At 71.2% G+C, this 16431-nt stretch carries 17 protein-coding genes; 9 read left to right on the top strand and 8 right to left on the bottom strand.

Translation table 11 applies throughout. The features are described from left to right. The first annotated feature begins 181 nt into the window (after nt 1-181). From AB0E90_RS22870 to AB0E90_RS22860, 3 genes are read left to right on the top strand one after another with little or no spacing between them, the layout of a single operon-like run. Complete coding sequence (locus AB0E90_RS22870; protein ID WP_360408925.1) at nt 182-1276, top strand: epoxide hydrolase family protein; 1095 nt, start codon at nt 182-184, stop codon at nt 1274-1276. Nucleotides 1277-1309: 33 nt separating this feature from the next. Further along, complete coding sequence (locus tag AB0E90_RS22865; protein ID WP_360408922.1) at nt 1310-2515, top strand: AAA family ATPase; 1206 nt, start codon at nt 1310-1312, stop codon at nt 2513-2515. Continuing rightward, on the top strand, nt 2512-3669 hold the full coding sequence (locus AB0E90_RS22860) for a hypothetical protein (protein ID WP_360408919.1): 1158 nt from the start codon (nt 2512-2514) through the stop codon (nt 3667-3669). Before AB0E90_RS22865 ends, AB0E90_RS22860 begins: the two co-directional genes overlap by 4 nt. A 66-nt stretch (nt 3670-3735) precedes the next feature. Here the strand turns inward: AB0E90_RS22860 and AB0E90_RS22855 are convergent, their stop codons facing one another. Continuing rightward, nucleotides 3736-4128, bottom strand: coding sequence for an SCO5389 family protein (locus AB0E90_RS22855; RefSeq protein WP_360408916.1), 393 nt, complete (start codon nt 4126-4128; stop codon nt 3736-3738). Nucleotides 4129-4253: 125 nt separating this feature from the next. Between AB0E90_RS22855 and AB0E90_RS22850 the strand changes: the two genes are divergently transcribed. Further along, nucleotides 4254-4883 (top strand): tyrosine-protein phosphatase, encoded by a 630-nt coding sequence (locus AB0E90_RS22850; RefSeq protein ID WP_360408913.1) that lies wholly within the window; start codon nt 4254-4256, stop codon nt 4881-4883. A 5-nt stretch (nt 4884-4888) separates the two neighbouring features. Here the strand turns inward: AB0E90_RS22850 and AB0E90_RS22845 are convergent, their stop codons facing one another. From AB0E90_RS22845 to AB0E90_RS22825, 5 genes are all read right to left on the bottom strand, one after another. Next, entirely contained in the window at nt 4889-5941 is a 1053-nt protein-coding gene (locus AB0E90_RS22845) for a HoxN/HupN/NixA family nickel/cobalt transporter (RefSeq protein WP_360408910.1), read from the bottom strand. Between the two features lie 118 nt (nt 5942-6059). Further along, on the bottom strand, nt 6060-6719 hold the full coding sequence (locus AB0E90_RS22840; protein WP_360409291.1) for a GntR family transcriptional regulator: 660 nt from the start codon (nt 6717-6719) through the stop codon (nt 6060-6062). Between the two features lie 173 nt (nt 6720-6892). Then, entirely contained in the window at nt 6893-7735 is an 843-nt protein-coding gene (gene trpA / locus AB0E90_RS22835; RefSeq protein ID WP_360408907.1) for a tryptophan synthase subunit alpha, read from the bottom strand. Next, nucleotides 7732-8883: a tryptophan synthase subunit beta gene (gene trpB, locus AB0E90_RS22830; RefSeq protein WP_360408904.1), complete on the bottom strand. Its 1152-nt coding sequence runs from the start codon at nt 8881-8883 to the stop codon at nt 7732-7734. The genes trpA and trpB overlap by 4 nt, the downstream gene beginning before the upstream one ends. 71 nt (nt 8884-8954) lie before the next feature. After that, complete coding sequence (locus AB0E90_RS22825) at nt 8955-10061, bottom strand: sigma-E factor regulatory protein RseB domain-containing protein (protein WP_360408901.1); 1107 nt, start codon at nt 10059-10061, stop codon at nt 8955-8957. A gap of 106 nt (nt 10062-10167) precedes the next feature. Between AB0E90_RS22825 and AB0E90_RS22820 the strand changes: the two genes are divergently transcribed. From AB0E90_RS22820 to AB0E90_RS22810, 3 genes are all read left to right on the top strand, one after another. Next, entirely contained in the window at nt 10168-10827 is a 660-nt protein-coding gene (locus AB0E90_RS22820) for a response regulator transcription factor (protein ID WP_360408898.1), read from the top strand. Beyond that, nucleotides 10827-12182, top strand: a complete 1356-nt coding sequence (locus AB0E90_RS22815; protein WP_360408895.1) for an ATP-binding protein — start codon at nt 10827-10829, stop codon at nt 12180-12182. Before AB0E90_RS22820 ends, AB0E90_RS22815 begins: the two co-directional genes overlap by 1 nt. 90 nt (nt 12183-12272) lie before the next feature. Then, a complete protein-coding gene (locus AB0E90_RS22810; RefSeq protein WP_360408892.1) occupies nt 12273-12998 on the top strand; it encodes a YcnI family protein in 726 nt (241 codons plus the stop codon). A gap of 121 nt (nt 12999-13119) precedes the next feature. Here AB0E90_RS22810 and AB0E90_RS22805 read toward each other — a convergent pair whose 3' ends face one another. Beyond that, the gene (locus tag AB0E90_RS22805) at nt 13120-13389 is read right to left on the bottom strand and encodes a DUF2277 domain-containing protein (RefSeq protein ID WP_360408889.1); all 270 of its coding nucleotides are present in this window, start codon (nt 13387-13389) and stop codon (nt 13120-13122) included. Between the two features lie 146 nt (nt 13390-13535). Between AB0E90_RS22805 and AB0E90_RS22800 the strand changes: the two genes are divergently transcribed. Both AB0E90_RS22800 and AB0E90_RS22795 read left to right on the top strand, forming a co-directional pair. Then, complete coding sequence (locus AB0E90_RS22800) at nt 13536-14312, top strand: isocitrate lyase/phosphoenolpyruvate mutase family protein (RefSeq protein ID WP_360408886.1); 777 nt, start codon at nt 13536-13538, stop codon at nt 14310-14312. Nucleotides 14313-14335: 23 nt separating this feature from the next. Next, nucleotides 14336-14722, top strand: a complete 387-nt coding sequence (locus AB0E90_RS22795) for a DUF1992 domain-containing protein (protein ID WP_360408883.1) — start codon at nt 14336-14338, stop codon at nt 14720-14722. Here the strand turns inward: AB0E90_RS22795 and AB0E90_RS22790 are convergent. Beyond that, nucleotides 14719-16380, bottom strand: a complete 1662-nt coding sequence (locus AB0E90_RS22790) for a DUF6114 domain-containing protein (RefSeq protein ID WP_360408880.1) — start codon at nt 16378-16380, stop codon at nt 14719-14721. The genes AB0E90_RS22795 and AB0E90_RS22790 overlap by 4 nt on opposite strands. Nucleotides 16381-16431 lie beyond the last annotated feature (51 nt).

Raw genomic sequence — 16431 nt, 5'->3', positions numbered from 1 at the left:
TGCGCGAGGTGCGCGAGGTGCGCGAGGTGCGCGAGGTGCGCGAGGTGCGCGAGGTGCGCGAGGTGCGCGAGGTGCGCGAGGTGCGCGAGGTGCGCGGGCCCAAAGCGACATCGTTAGTCGCCCTAACGTTAGTTCGATAAACGTTTGTCGGACTAACGTTAGGGCGACTAACGTTAGGGGCATGAACGAATCGGCTGTCTGCGTACCTGATGGGGTGCTTGAGGATCTTCGTGAGCGGCTGGGGCGGGTCCGCTGGCCGGATGAGCTGCCTGGGGTCGGCTGGGACTACGGCATTCCCCTTGGGCGGGTCCGGGAGCTGGTCGCTGCCTGGGAGAAGTACGACTGGCGGGCCCACGAGGCGCGCCTCAACGCCTACCCGCAGTTCACCACCACGATCGACGGCGAGAACGTCTGGTTCCTGCACGTCCGCTCGACCGACCCGGCCGCGCTCCCGCTGATCCTCACCCACGGCTGGCCCGGCTCGCCGGTCGAGTTCCTCGATCTGATTCCGCTGCTCACGCAGCATTTCCACCTGGTCATTCCGGCGATCCCCGGCTTCAGCTTCTCCGGCCCCACCCGCTCACGCGGCCGGGGCCAGCAGTGGGTGGCTCAGGCGTGGGCGACGCTGATGGCCCGATTGGGATACGAGACGTACGGCGCACAGGGCGGCGACTGGGGCTCGGGCATCTCCCGGCTGCTGGCCTCGGCGGCGCCGGCGCAGGTGGTCGGCGTGCACGTCAACTATCTGCCGAGCGGCGGAGCCTACGACGGGCCGCTCAGCCCCACCGACCAGGCCCGGCTGGAGAAGACCAAGGCCCTGGCGGCCAACCGGCACCCGCACCAGATCCTCTTCGCGGCCACCCCGCAGACCTTCGCGTACGCCCTGACCGACTCGCCCGTGGGCCAGCTGGCGTTCCTCGCCGAGAAGTTCACCACCTGGGCCGACCCGTCGAGTCCTATTCCGGACGCGACGATCCTCGACGACGTCATGCATTACTGGCTGACCGGTACGGCAGGCTCCTCGTCACGCCTGATCAAGGAGAGCGGGCTCGGAGCCGGGCCGATCCCGTGCCCGGCGCCGCTAGGGGTGGCGGTGCTGCCCAAGGACATCGTCCAGTCGATCCGGCCGCTCGTGGAGCAGCGTCACGACGTACGGCAATGGTCGGAATTTTCCCGTGGCGGCCATTTTGCCGCGATGGAGGTTCCCGATCTCCTGGCCGCGGATATCGCGGCGTTCTTCGGAAGCCTCGGAAGGGGGGCGGTGACGGGGCGGTGATCTTGTCGGAGGGTGCGGGCATAATTCGGTGTCATGAGCGACTCGCCCCTGATCGACAGTCTGGTCGCCGCCGTCGATGCCCGGCCGGATGATCTGCCGTTGCGCCTGCACCTGGCCGAGTTGCTGGTGGGGGCGGGGCGCGGGTCCGAGGCCATCGCGCACGCCGCGCAGGTCCTGGCCCGTGACCCGGGCAACGCGACCGCTCAGAAGCTGATGACCGAGGCGCTGTCGCCCACCAAAAAGGCGGAAAAGCCGGACGTCGACTGGGCGGCCATGGAGCAGGATCTCGGTGACATCGTGCCGCCGCGTTTCGCCAAGGCCGCCGACGAGCCCGACCCGGTGCAGGGGCATGCCGACCGCACGTTCGACGTCGAGACCTCGACGATCACGCTGGCCGACGTGGGCGGCATGCAGGAGGTCAAGAAGCGGCTCGAGGTGTCGTTCCTGGGGCCGCTGAAAAATCCGAAGCTGCGCAGCCTGTTCGGCAAGAGCCTGCGCGGCGGCCTGCTGCTCTACGGTCCGCCCGGGTGTGGCAAGACGTTCCTGGCGCGGGCCGTCGCCGGCGAGATGGGCGCGGCGTTCATCTCGCTGTCGATCACCGACGTGCTGAACATGTGGGTCGGCAGCTCCGAGCGCAACCTGCACGACCTGTTCGACTCGGCTCGCGGGCACGCGCCCTGCGTGCTGTTCCTCGACGAGATCGACGCGCTCGGCCACAAGCGCAGCCAGCTCAACTCGTCGTCCATGCGCACGGTGGTCAACCAGTTGCTCACCGAGCTCGACGGCGTCGACGGCAACAACGACGGCGTGTTCGTGCTCGCCGCCACCAACGCGCCGTGGGACATCGACTCCGCGCTGCGCCGGCCCGGCCGCCTCGACCGCACGCTGCTGGTGCTGCCGCCGGACCGGGAGGCCCGCGCCGCCATCCTGGAATATCACCTGCGCGACCGCCCGGTCGCCGGCATCGACCTTGGCAAGATCGCGGAGAGCACCGAGCACTATTCGGGCGCCGACCTCGCGCATGTCTGCGAGACGGCCGCCGAGTTCGCCATGCGCGACTCGATCGCCACCGGCGAGATCCGGATGATCTCCCAGCCGGACATGGTGGCGGCCGTGCGCGAGGTGCGCCCGTCGACCGACGCGTGGTTCGCGACGGCCCGCAACGTGGCGATGTTCGCCAACGAGTCGGGTGAATACGACGACCTCGCGGCGTACCTCAAGAAGCGCAAGCGCTCTTGACCTCGGCGTACCGGCAGGCGCAGCATCTCGCCCACGTCGGGCGGTATGAGGAGGCCGAGCGGGCCGCTCGTCACGGCCTGGCCGAGGCGCCGCAGGACGGGCAACTGCTCACGCTGCTGGCGTCGGTGCTGCGGCTGCGCCGGGAGTATGCGTCGGCGCTGGCCACCGTCGGCGCGGCGATCGAGGCCGAACCGCATCTGGCCGACGCGCACGCCGAGCGGGCCGAGTGCCTGATCCTGCTGATCCGTTCCAAGGAGGCGGTCGAGGCGGCGTCGGAGGCAGTGCGGCTGGCCCCGCTGGACCCGTCCGGGCATCTGGTGCTGGCCCGCGCGCTCGCCTCGACCCGCTCCTACGACCGGGCCCGCGCGGTGGCCACGCACGGGCTGGCCATGGCGCCGCGGTCGGTGGAGGCCCTGCTCACGGTGGCCGATGTGGAACGTGACGCCGGTCAGCGGGAGGCGGCGATGATGGCGGCGCACGCCGCGCTGGCGATCGACCCGGAGAACGCGTACGGCCGGTGGCTGGTCGCCATGCTCGACGCCGAACGCCTGCAGGTGCGCCGGTCGATGCGCGGCCTGCGTGACGTGGCCCGCGACAACCCGGCCCGCCCCGATCTGATCTCGATGACCTGGCCGATCCGGGGCGTGCTCAGCGGACTGCGCCGCGGTCTGGCCGTGGGCGCGCTGCTGGTGTGCCTGTTCGTCGTCGCCGGGCACTGGTGGGTGCACGCCGCGACGTTCGCCCGCATCCTCTCGGCGGTGCTCGCCGCGGTGCTGACCGGTTTCACCGCCCGGGTGCTGGTGCCGGCCGGCCGGCTGCCGTGGCGATGCCTGCCGCTGCTGCCGCCGCTGATGCGCCGGGCGAACGTCGGCGGCTTGGCGGTGGTGCTGCTGGCGGTCGTCCTCCTGCTGCTGCACGCGTTCACCGCGTGGTGGGTGTGGGTGCTGCTCGCGCTGCTGATGGCGCCGGTGATGTGGGGTCTGAGCTGGGTCGAATTGCTGGCCGCGGGCTTCGACGACCCCGGCTACCGGCAGGCGTTCCGCGACCTCGGCGCCGAGTTCCGCGACTGGTGGCAGACCACCAAGAAGGACCTGCGCGAGTCCTGGAACGAACCGCCCGGCCCCAAGTCGAAGGACCCCGGCGACCGAAGCTGATCACGCCGCGCCGCGTGGGGGGTGGCTGCCCGGCCCGGCCGACACCGAGCCGGGCAGCCTCCCGGGTCAGCAGTTGCGCAGCTCGGGGGACTGGTTCAGCAGCTGGCCGCGCGGGGAGACGAACGCCTGGTAACGGTCGCTGCCGACGGCGTTGAAGGCGAACGCCGCCACGCGGTGGCAGTTCTGGAACGCGAGCTTCGCGCCGAAGTGCCGCTCGAGACCGCCGCGGATCGCGTCGCTGGCCAGGGCGCGCAGCAACTGGCCGCGCTCCGTCTCGCTGGGCGGCGGCACCTCATGGTCGGCGAACTCGGCGCCACCCGAGCGCAGGTCGGACATCACCCTGCTGACGACCTCCCACGCGTACGGGAGGGATTCCTGCACGCAGGCGGCGAACTCGGCGTCGGAGACGTCGCCGCGCTCGGCGATGGCCAGCAGGTCGGGGGAGACGTTGAGCGACATGGTGAAACCTCTCAAATCGGTCAGTGAACCGGGCAGCTCCATCTTGTTGGAAACGATTCCCATTAGCAAATACCGGTCACTCATTCGGTAGTGTGGGGGTCACGGAGCGGGGGACAGGTGGCCCGATGAGATCTGACGAGAAGACCCTCGACTGGCCCGGCTGCCGCAATGCCCGCGACCTCGGCGGTCTCCCGGTGCTGGGCGGCGGCTGCACCCGCGCGGGCGTGCTGTTCCGCGCCGACGGCCTCTTCCGGCTGACCCCGGCCGGCATCGCGGCGATCCGGGCCGCCGGCATCACCAAGATCCTCGACCTGCGCTGGCCGTGGGAGTGCGAACGGCACCCGAACCCGTTCGCCGCCGACCCGATCTACCAGCACGTGCCGCTGCTCGAGGAGGAGCTGTCCTACGACCCACCGCACGACACGTACGGACCGATGCTCGACCACAACGGCGACCGCATCGCCCGTGCGTTCGGCGCGCTCGCGACCGCGCCGCCGGGCGGCGGCGTGCTGATCCACTGCCACGGCGGCCGCGACCGCACGGGTGGGCTGATCGCCCTGGCCCTGGCGGTGGCCGGGGTGCGGCCGGAGGCGATTGTCGCCGACTACGGCCGCAGCCCGGAGACCAGCCCGGGCGCGATGGCCCGCACCCTCGCCCACGTCGACGTCATCTACGGCGGCGCCGAGGCCTACCTGCGCCAGATCGGCGTCCCGGGCCAGGCGATCGAGGCGGTGCGCCGGCGGCTACGACCGTAGGGCGGCTACGACCGTAGGGCGGCCTCGGCCACCGGGCTCTCCTCGGCCGGGGTGAAGCGTTCCTCGATGCGCGCGAAGCGCCACACCAGCGTCGCCACCGCCCACGTCGCCACGAACAGGCCGACGATCACGAAGCCGACGTAGTTGAGGTCGAGGCGGGCGATCGCGGCCAGCGGGCCGGAGGTGATGGCCAGCTTCTCGACCACGATCGAGTCGAGCTCGATCGTGCCGATGACCAGGGCCACGGCCACGGACAGGCCGGTGATCGTGAGGTTGTAGTAGACCTTGCGGACCGGCTTGGCGAAGGCCCACCCGTAGGCGAAATTCATGAAGACGCCGTCGATCGCGTCGAGCAGGCTCATCCCGGCCGCGAACAGCACCGGCAGGGTCAGCACCGCGTACCACGGGAGGGCGAAGGCGGCGGCGCCACCGGCCAGCACCAGCAGCGAGATCTCGGTGGCGGTGTCGAAGCCGAGGCCGAAGAGCAGGCCGATCGGGTACATCTGCCACGGCTTGGTCACCGCGCCGGTTGCCCGGGACAGGATGCGGTTGAGGAAGCCGCGGTTGTTCAGGTGCTCCTCGAGCTGCGCCTCGTCGAAGTCGCCCTGACGCATCCGGCGGAACACTTTCCAGATGCCGATCAGCAGGATCAGGTTGATGATCCCGATGACGTAGAGGAACACGCCGGAGACGCTGACGCCGATCACGCCGGTGAGGTTCTGCAGCGTGGAGTCGTCGCTCTCGACCTGACCGGCCAGCGAGCGCACACCGAGGCCGAGCAGCAGGCACAGCGCGAACACCACGCTGGAATGGCCGAGCGAGAACCAGAACCCGACCGACAACGGCCGGCGTTCGCCGCCCATCAGCTTGCGCGTGGTGTTGTCGATGGCGGCGATGTGGTCGGCGTCAAAGGCATGACGCATTCCCAGGGTGTACGCCGTGACACCGAGCCCGACGCCATACACCCCGGCCGCCCCGACGTGGTAGTGCGCCGGGACGATCACCAGGAACAGCAACCCGAAGCCGAGCACGTGCAGGAGCAGCACGAACGCCGTCATCCCGCCGATGCTTGCGAGCCCGCCCGGCCCGAGAGCCCGCCGCACACGTGTTACCGGATCCCCCACATCCAGCAGTCTTGCTGTTGCCAAGCATTGGCAACAACCTCTGTGGCGTGGTTCACCTCGAGATCCACTGCAGCGACAGCCCGGTCAGGGCGCGCTCGGTGCGGATCTCCATGGCGGTGCCGAGGATCGTCGCCCGGTCGAGAACCAGGGGAGTGTCGTCCAGGCCGTAGGTGATCCGCTCGGAGAGGAAGACCGGCGTGCCGGCCGTCTGGCTCAGCAGCCGGCCGGTGAACTCGTCGAGTGCGCCGGGGCGGATCGACTCGCTGGCACGGTGCACGACGATGCCGCGGTCGGCGAGCGCCGCGTAGAGCGAGGTGCCGGACAGGTCGGTGCCGGACAGGCCGGGGTCGCGGACCCAGGACAGCTGGTGCACCGCCGGCCGGCCCGCCACCAGGCGCAGCCTCTCGAGCCGGAACATCTGCGGCGCGTCGCCGAGCAGCGCCGTGACCGAGGCCGGCGGCTTGCGAACGCCCTGACCGAGGATCTGGGTGCTGACCGTCTGGCCCTGCGCCCGCAGATCTTCGGCGAAGCCCCGCAGCGAGTCGAGCCGGTAGGCCGCCCGCGGTTCGGCCACGAAGGTGCCCCGCCCGGGTTGCTGGGAGAGCAAGCCGTCGTTCTCCAGCTGCCGCAACGCCTGCCGCAGCGTGGCGAGCGTGACCCCGTACGAGGCGCTCAGCTCCTTCTGCGGCGGCAGCGCCGAGCCGGGCGGCAGCTGTCCGCCCCGGATCTTCGCGGCCAGGTCGGCGGTGATGGTCTGATATTTCGGCGTGCGCGGGGCGGACAGCGTTTCCTCCAGGACGGCCAGGTCGGGGCTCGCGGATCCGCGCCGGAGTGCAGCGCGCCGGGCGCTGCGCCTGCCGCCGGTGTGGATCCGCGAGCGAGACCTTATCCGAGCGCCGCGCGCATCGCGGCGATGTCCACAGCCAGTTCGTCCGGTGTGGCGCCGTCCAGGATTCTGCGCATCAGCGCCGAACCCACCACCACACCGTCCGCGACCTCGCCCACGGCGGCCGCCTGCGCCGGGGTCGAGACGCCGAAGCCGAGCAGCACCGGCAGGTCGGAGACGGCCTTGACCCGGGCGGCGAGAACGGCCGCGGAATCGGGCAGGGTGTCGCGCTCGCCGGTCGTGCCCATCACGCTGATCGCGTAGAGGTAGCCGCTCGCCCGCCGGGCGATCTCGGCGAGCCTCTCGTCGGTGGTGACCGGCGCGACGAGCAGGATCAGCGCGAGCCCGGCGTCGGCCGCCGCCTGCTCGACCTCGGCGACCTCGTCGACCGGCAGGTCGGTGACCAGGAGACCGGCGACGCCGGCCGCGGCGAGGCGAGCGCAGAACGAGGCCGGCCCGGCTCGGAAGACCAGATTTGCGTACGTCATCACGACGAGCGGCACGCCGACCTTGACGGCGGACAGGTCAGCGAGGACGGACGCCACCGTCGCGCCCCGGGACAGCGCGTGGTCGGACGCCTGCTGGACGGTGACGCCGTCGAGCACCGGGTCGGAGAACGGCAGCCCGATCTCGATCGCGTCCGCGCCGGCCGCCTCGAACGCGAGAAGGTAGTCGGTCCAGTCGGCCGTGATACCCCCGGTGAGGTAAGGAACCAGAGCTTTCCGTCCGCGAGCGACCTCGGGAAGAAGGGACAGTTGTCGAGGGCTCGTGGCGCCGTTCGAGTCGGCAGCGACCAGAGTTGTAGTTCCGGACGGCGATTGTTCTGCCGGGACGGCGTTCACGACGTACCTCCGACCAGGGTGTGCATGTCCTTGTCGCCGCGGCCCGACAGGGTCAGCAGGACGGCCGAGCCGGCCGGGAGGTCGGCCGTGCCGGCCGCGCGCAGCACCCAGGCCACCGCGTGCGCCGATTCGAGCGCGCAGATGATCCCCTCGCTGCGGGCGAGGCGCCGGACCGCGTCGACCACCTCGTCGTCGGTGACCGTGCGGTACTCCGAGCGGCCGATCGCTCCCAGGAACGCGTGCTCCGGGCCGACGCCCGGATAATCCAGGCCGGCGGCGATCGACTCGGCCTCGGCCACCTGCCCCTCGGCGTCCTGCAGAACCATCGAGCGGGCGCCGTGCACCACGCCGGGCGCGCCGTTGGACATCGCGGCGCCGCCGGCCGCCTCCACCCCGATCAGCCGGGCCGGGGTGTCGACGAAGCCGGCGAACGTGCCGGCCGCGTTGGAACCGCCGCCGACGCACGCCACCACCACGTCGGGGGTGAATCCCGCCTGGCGGCGAGCCTCGGCGCCGATCACCCGCTGGAACTCACGGACCATCCAGGGGTACGGGTGCGGACCGCCGACCGAGCCGAGCAGGAAGTGTGCCCGCTCGGTGTCGGCCACCCAGGCCCGCATGGCTTCGTTGGTGGCGTCCTTGAGGGTGCGGGAGCCGCTGGTCACCGGGATGACGGTGGCGCCGAGCATCTCCATGCGGTGCACGTTGAGCCGCTGCCGTTCGATGTCCCGGGTGCCCATGTAGATCGTCGCCGACAGCCCCAGCAGCGCGGCCGCGGTCGCGGTGGCCACGCCGTGCTGGCCGGCGCCGGTCTCCGCGATGAGCCGGGTGCGGCCCATCCGGCGAGCCAGCATCGCCTGGCCGAGCACGTTGTTGATTTTGTGGCTGCCGGTGTGGGCGAGGTCTTCGCGCTTGAGCCACAGCGAGATGCCCAGTTGGGCGGAGAGATTGTGCGCCGGCGTGAGCGGGGTGGGCCGGCCGGCGTAGGTCGCCAGCCGGTCGTCGAGCTCGTCGCGGAACGCCTTGTCGGCCCAGGCGTCGCGGAATGCGCCGGCCACCGCCGCGCACGCCGGCACGAGTGATTCGGGCACGTAGCGGCCACCGAAATCGCCGAAGCGACCGGCCGCCGGCTCGGTCATGAGGGACATCTGCCACCTCCAACAGTTATAGAACTCTCCGCCGCAGTGTTGCACAACGCGGCGGAGAGTTCTAGAACTATTTAGGCGGCGGCCTCGTACAACTTCTCCGGCGTGACCGCTCCGGCGAAGACCCGGCCGTCATCGGTCACCAGCACGCTGAACAGGGTGCCGGCGAACAGGTGACCCTTGCCCCAGCTGCCGCTGACCGCCGGAAGCATCCCGACCAGGCCCTCGGCCTGCTTGGCCTCGGCCGAGGAGGTGCTGTCGGACTTCGGCAGCTTCGCCGAGACGACCGTCGTCCAGCCCTTGCCGGCGATCGTCGGCTTGTCGGCGGCCGACAGCTTCTGCCGCTCGGCTGCGGCCTGCTGCTTCGCCGCGTCCCGCTGCACGTCGGTGGCCTTGTTCTCGGTCACCTTCGTGCCCGGCGGGGCCTTGAAGACGAACTGCTCGGCGTCCGGCACCGTGAAGCTGATCTGCTGGAACGCCACCCGCACGGCGGGCTTCGTGGCGTTCTTTGCGTAGACGTCCACCCGCAGCGGGATGTGCTTCTCGGCGTCGATGGCCAGTCGCACCTGGCCGATCAGCGACGACGAGTCCTTCGGGCTGAGCACCAGTTCGTACGCGTCCCGGCCGGCCACCTTGGCCGCGCCCGTCGTGCTCACGTCGGTGTCCGGGGTGATCGCCGCGAGAGCGGCATCGGCCGCGTCCTGCGGGGTCGTCGTCCCGGCCGACTGCAGTTCCTGGTGCTTGGCCGCGGCCTCCGCCGGGATCACGAAGTGGTTCGCCGTCTTGTCCGTGCTCTTCCACACGTAGACGTCCGAGCCGTTCCGGATCACGTCGGTCTCGCCCTGCGTGCCGATGAGGGCCAGCCGGGCCTTGGTCTCACCCGCGTACCACACGCGGGCGGTGTTGCTGCCGCCCAGGAGCGAGGTCAGATCGCCCTTGCCCTGAGTGAGGTTCGCGATCGCCCCCAGCCCCAGGTCGGCGCTCTCCACGATCGTTCCGGACAAGCCGTCGACCTTGGCGTTCTGCACGTCCACGAGCAGCTGAGCCGCGCTGCGTTCCGGCAGCGACGAGTCCGCGCTCGCGACGATCGTGCCGGCCGTGGCGCCGCCGCCGATGACGACGACCGCCGCAGCGGACGGAACCAGCCAGCGCATAGCCGGCCTGGACCTGAACACGGACACGATGTCCACCTCCCGTTGTTCTCTGCCTACCACTGTGCGGCGTAAGGGCTGTGACAGCGCTGAGAGCTTCCCCTAGGGGCTGGGCCCCACATGCAAAGGTAATAGCGTGCGGTTGCTGGTGGTGGAAGATGAGGCGCGCCTCGCGGCGGCGCTGCAACGCGGGCTGCAGGCCGAGGGCTTCGCGGTCGATGTGGCGGGCGACGGCCAGGACGGGCTGGAAATGGCCCGGCACGGCGGTTACGACGCGATGATCCTGGATGTGATGCTGCCGAGGCTGAGCGGCTACCGCATCGTGCGACAGCTGCGGGCCGAGCGGAACTGGGTGCCGGTGCTGATGCTGTCGGCCAAGGACGGGGAGTACGACCAGGCCGACGGCCTCGACTGCGGGGCCGACGACTATCTGACCAAGCCGTTCTCCTACATCGTGCTGCTGGCCCGGCTGCGCGCGCTGCTGCGCCGCGGCGCCCACGAGCGCCCGCCGATCCTCAGCTTCGGCGCGATCGAGCTCGACCCGGCCGAGCGGCGGGTGATGGTCGCGGGGACGGAGGTGGTGCTGACCACCCGGGAGTTCGCGCTGCTGGAATACCTGATCCGCCGCCCCGGCGAGGTGGTCAGCAAGATCGAACTGCTCGACCACGTGTGGGACGCCGCGGTGGAGACCGCCCCCAACGCCGTCGAGGTCTACGTGGGCTACTTACGCCGCAAGATCGGCCGGGACCGCCTCGAGACGGTGCGCGGCGCCGGCTATCGGCTGGCGGCTGGTTAGTGCGCCGGCCCAGTGAGATCAGCCTGCGCTCGCGCCTGCTCTGGCTCACCGTGCTCACCGTCACCGTCGGCCTCGCCACCGGTGTCGTCCTGCTGGTCGGCGTGCTCAACTTCGCCCTGCTGCGATCGATCAACAACGAGACCCTGGAGACCGCGAAGGGCGTCGCCGCGCTGGTCGACCAGCATCAGCTGACCGAGAACCTCACGGTCAACCCGGTCATGCAGGCGCAGGTCATCGATCAGCAGGGCGCGGTCGTCGCGGCCTCCGCGAACGCCGACATGCTCTTCCCGCTGCTGTACGAGGATGAGTTGCGCGGCATGAAGGACGGCGACGTCAAGCAGATCCCCGGCAGCCGCATCCGGTTGGACGGCCAGGCGCGGGTGGTGATGAAGCTGGCCGGCCCGCCGACCAACCCGGTCCGGGTCCTGGTCGCCCGCTCCACCGGCGATCTCAACCAGGGTGTACGCCTGCTGCGGATCACTCTGCTGGTCGCGTTCCCGCTGCTGGTCGCGATGCTCGCGGTGATCATGTGGCGGACCCTGGGCGCCGCGCTGCGGCCGGTCGAGGCGCTGCGGGCCGGCGCCGAGGAGATCACCGGCGGCACCCGGGAGGGCCGGCTGCCGGTGCCGGAGTCGCGCGACGAGGTCTACCGCCTCGCCGTGACGCTGAACGGCATGCTGCACCGGCTCGACGCGGCGCGGGCGCGGCAGCGGGCGTTCGTCGCGGACGCCGCGCACGAGCTGCGCAGCCCGCTCACCAACATGCGCACCGAGCTCGAGGTGGCCCAGCGGCTGCCGGACACCGACTGGCCGGCGCTCTCCGCCGACCTGCTCACCGACGTCGACCGGCTCAGCCGCCTGGTCGACGACCTGCTGCTGCTCGCCCGCTCCGACGACGGCGCGCCGCCCGGCCGCCCGGTCGCCGCCCGGATGGCCGAAGTGGACCTCGGCGTGCTGGTCGCCGAGGTGGCCGCCCGCTACACCGACATCTCCTACGACCGGCCGGCCGCCCCGATCACCGCCACCGTCGAGCCGGACGCGATCGGCCGGGCGGTGGCCAACCTGCTCGGCAACGCCGAACGGCACGCCCGCACCACGGTCCGCGTCGAGGTGGTCGACGAGGGCGGCTTCGCCCGGATCACGGTCACCGACGACGGCCCCGGCATCCCGGCCGCCGACCGGGAGCGGGTCTTCGACCGCTTCACCCGCCTGGACGACGCGCGGGCCCGCGACGCCGGCGGCTCCGGCCTGGGCCTCGCCATCGTCCGCGAGCTGGTCCGCCGCCACCACGGCACGGTGACGCTGGGCGACGCGTCACCCGGTCTCCGCGTGGACATCCGCCTTCCGGCAAGCTGAGAATTTCCGGGGAACTAAACGGTCATCCGCACCGACCAACCAGGCGTGCCCGGCACCGGGCGACGACTGAAGCGGAAGGTGACGACACCGATGTCCCTGCTCAAGCGTTCGGCCCTGGTGGCTGCCGTGGTCGGCGGCCTGACTCTCGCGCTGGCCGCCCCGGCCTCGGCGCACGTGACCGTGAACCCCAACACCGCCACCCCGGGTGGCTACACGAAGGTCACCTTCCGTGTCCCCACCGAGTCGGACACGGCCGCCACCACCAAGGTCGAGGTGAACCTGCCGGCCGATCACCCGATCGCGTCGGTCTCGCTGAAGCCGCTGCCCGGCTGGACCGCGACCGCCGAGAAGTCCAAGCTGGCCACCCCGATCAAGGTGCACGACAGCGACGTCACCGAGGCGGTCACGAAGATCACCTGGACCGCTCAGGCCGGCTCGGAGGTCAAGCCCGGCCAGTTCCAGGAGTTCGACGTCTCGCTCGGCCCGCTGCCCGACTCCGGCCAGCTGATCTTCAAGGCCCTGCAGACCTACTCCGACGGCACGGTGGTCCGCTGGATCGACGAACCCACGACGGACGGCTCCGAGCCCGAACACCCGGCCCCCGTCCTGAAGCTGGCGGCAGCCGCCGCGCCCGCGGCCGTAACGGCAGCGGCTCCGGCCTCCACCTCGGACGAATCGGACGGCCCGGACGCCGTCGGCATCGCCGGCCTGGTAGCCGGCCTGCTCGCCCTGGTCCTCGCCCTGCTCGCCTACCAGCGCGCCGGCCGCAAACCGGCCGGGACAACCCCGGCGGAGAAGGCCTCGGTCTCCGTCTGACGGCCCTTTTCCGATACGGGGAACGACGAGTCAACTGGCGCGCGCGGCGGCCCGGTGGCCGCACCGGGCCGTTGCGCCACCATCGCGTGGGGCGGTCGGCAACGGCCGCGCCCGCGCGTCGTCAGGAGGCGTAGCGTTTCTCGGCCCGGGCGCGGGCCTTGATCGCTTCCACCTCGCGGTCCTTGGGCGGGGCGGTGGTCACCAGCTCGCCGATCAGGTCGGCGGTGGCCGCCGCGACGGCCGCCACCGCTCGGTCGAAGGCAGCCTGGTTGGCCTGCGACGGGCGGGTCGAACCCGCGATCTTTCGCACGTATTGCAAGGCGGCGGCCTGGATCTCGTCGGCGGTGGCCGGGGGCTCGAAGTTATGCAGCTGGTGAATGTTGCGGCACATCGCGTCTGGTCCTTCCCCGGGCGTCTGAAGCTTCGCCCAACCTACGCCGCGCCTACGACATTTTCCGGCCGCTCCCGGTTGCTTCGGCGGCTGCCGAAGCGTTGCTTCGTCAGCCGCCGAAGCGTTGCGCGCCTAGCGTTCGGGGCATGACCGACTTCCGTGCCCTGCACCGACCCGGGAACCCGCTCCTGCTGCCGAACGCGTGGGACGTGGCGTCCGCGCTCGCCCTGGCCGAGGGCGGGTTCGCCGCGATCGGCACGACCAGTCTGGGCGTGGCCGCCGCGGCCGGCCTCCCGGACGGGCAGGGGCAGGGTCGGGAGCAGACCGTGGCGCTGGTCCGGGCTCTGCAGGGCCGCCTCGAGATTCCGCTCACGGTGGATGTGGAAGCCGGCTTCGGCGGCTGGCCGGCCGAGGTCGCCGAGCTGGCCGCCGCCCTCCACACGGCCGGCGCGGCCGGCATCAATCTCGAGGACGGCCGCCCCGGCGGCGTCCTGGCCCCGGCCGCGGCTCAAGCCGAGTTGATCGCCGCGATCAAGGACCGCGCGCCCGCCCTGTTCGTCAACGCCCGCACCGACACCTATTGGCTGGCCACGAACCGCGAGGAGACGCTCACTCGCGCCCGGACCTATGTCGAGGCCGGCGCCGACGGGATCTTCGTCCCCGCGGTGGCCGGCGACGAGGAGATCCGCACGCTGGTGCGGGAGCTCGCGGTCCCGCTGAACGTCCTGCTCCTGCCGGGCCTGACCGTCCCGCACCTGGCCGGCCTGGGCGTGGCTCGGATAAGCACCGGCTCACTGCTGTTCCGCGCCGCGCTGTCGGCCGCGGTGGCCACGGCCCAGGCGGTGGCCGGTGGCGCGCCGGCGCCCGCGCCCGCGCTCACCTACGCGGAGACGAACGCGCTCGCCGGAGCGAGCGGGAACTGACAGCGAAAACTAAAATTGCCCGCATGGTGCACTGGTATGAGTCGTCTATCGACCGGCAGCTGCGCGAGGCAGCCGAGCGGGGCGAGTTCGAGAACCTCAAAGGAGCGGGCAAACCGCTGCCCGACGCGGGCAAGGACTACGACGAAGACTGGTGGGTCAAGGACTGGGCGGCTCGCGAAGGGGCCACCGCCGGTGTCGTCCCGCCGACGCTCGCCGTGCGGCGCGAGGTCGAGGACCTTGACGAGAAGGTCGGCCGGCTGCGCACCGAGACCGAGGTGCGCGATTACGTCGGCGAGCTCAACGAGCGGATCCGCAAGGCCCGGGTGGGACTGATGGACGGGCCACCGGTGGTGCTCCCGCCGCTCGACGCCGACTCAGTCGTCGCCGGCTGGCGGGAGCGACGCCGTTAGCGAGCCACCTTGAGGGGATCGCCGGTGAGCGTGTCGCAACGCACGTACGCAAGCTTGATCTTGGCCTTGGTGAACCAGAGGATCGGGAGCGTCAGCGGCGGCGGGTTGTCCGGGGTGAAGGTGACCGGGATCAGGCCGAACAGGTTGCCCTTGAACTCGGGGGTGTAGAACTTCACCGTTCCGGTGGTGGTCAGCGAGTCGCTGCTGATCACCGTCTTGGGGTCGGTGGGCTCGGTGATGGTCAGCTTGAACGGCTTGTTCGTGGCCTTGTCCATGCTGAACTTCAGCGCCTTCATCGTCCCGCCGCCGGCCACCGGCATCTCGACCACGCCGTCGTAGGTCGAGTTGTACATGGTCAGCGACGTGACCTCCATGAGGCCGGGGGTCTTCGACACCACCGGGATGTCGTCGGCGCTCGCGGTCAAACCGTACTGCCGGGCGCCCAGGCAGGGGATCTCGCTGCCGCTCGCCTCGGGCAGCACCGACTCCGACGCGTCCGCGCTGTCGTCCGGAGCGGCCGCCTTGGTCGGGGCGGCCGTGGTGATGCTCGGGTCGGCGGTGGCGGTGGTCGTCTCATCGGTGGGGGTCGGGTCCGCGGTGGGCGCGGTCGTCTCCGGCGCCGTCGTCTTGGTGGGCTCCGGGTCCGACGAGGTCGGCGACGTGCTCGGAGTGGACGACTCGTCGTCGCCGTTGATGCCGAGCAGGTTGCCGACACCGTCGATGAAGTCACCGATCCCGTCGATGATCGGGTTGCCGGTGCCGTCGTCGGCGGCCGCCTCCGCAGCGGCGGAGCTGGTGGCAGCGGAGGCGGTGGTCGAGGTCTTCGTCGAGGCGCTCGTGGTCTTCTTCGCGGCCGGCGCCGTCGTCTTGGCCTTCTTGGCCGCGGCCGATTTCTCGGCCGCGGTGGTGGTGGCGGTCGTGGCGGCGGCGGACGTGGTGCGCGACGGCAGGCCCTCGGGGCAGGTCTCGTCGGCGCTGGCCGGCAGGTTGCTGCCGATCACGAAGATGGCGGCGGTGGCCGCCACCGGGACGAGGGCGAGCACCATGGCCCGCGGGTTGCGGCCGAGCTTGGCCACCGCTGACGCCGGGGGCGCGGCCTGGAACGACTGCGACGCCGGCCGGACCGGCTGCTGTTGCTCGTGCGGCCGGTCGTCGTGCCCGGCGACCTCGATCTGCTGGGTCCGGTCGATGTCGCGGTCGCCGAAGATCTCGTCGCCGACGTCCTCGGCGGGCTCGTCTTCGGGGTGGTCGGTCGGCTCACCGGTCGGGGGCAGGCCCTCGAGCTCGGCGCCGGGCTTCGGCCGCGGCGGGCCCCAGGCGATCACCAGCGCGCCGCCGAGGATGCCGAGCAGCATGCCGATGAAGAAGCCGCCCAGGTTGAGGCCGATGAACGAGTAGAGCGCGGCGAGCATGCCGATGATGGCGTAGAAGAGCCGCTGCGCCGGGGTGGCCCAGATGAGCGCGCCGCAGATCAGCAGCATGATCGGCAGCAGGTAGGAGAGGAAGCCCTGCGGGCCTAGGTGGACCTCGACGCCGCCGAGGGTGAGGTTCGCGCTGAGGTACAGCTCGATGCCACTCAGGATGAGGAACAGACCACCCCAGAACGGGCGGTGCCGCCGCCAGCGGCGGAACTTGCCCCAGAAGTTGTCGGTCGCCACAGGTCCTCCATATTTGGTGGTGCGCAAGGCAAGCAGTGGTGCGAAAGGCCG

The sequence above is a fragment of the Actinoplanes sp. NPDC026619 genome (assembly GCF_040638295.1).
Classification (GTDB): Bacteria; Actinomycetota; Actinomycetes; order Mycobacteriales; family Micromonosporaceae; genus Actinoplanes.
The sequence above is the reverse complement of the archived record's forward strand: the minus strand, read 5'-3'. Positions and strand labels throughout refer to the sequence as shown.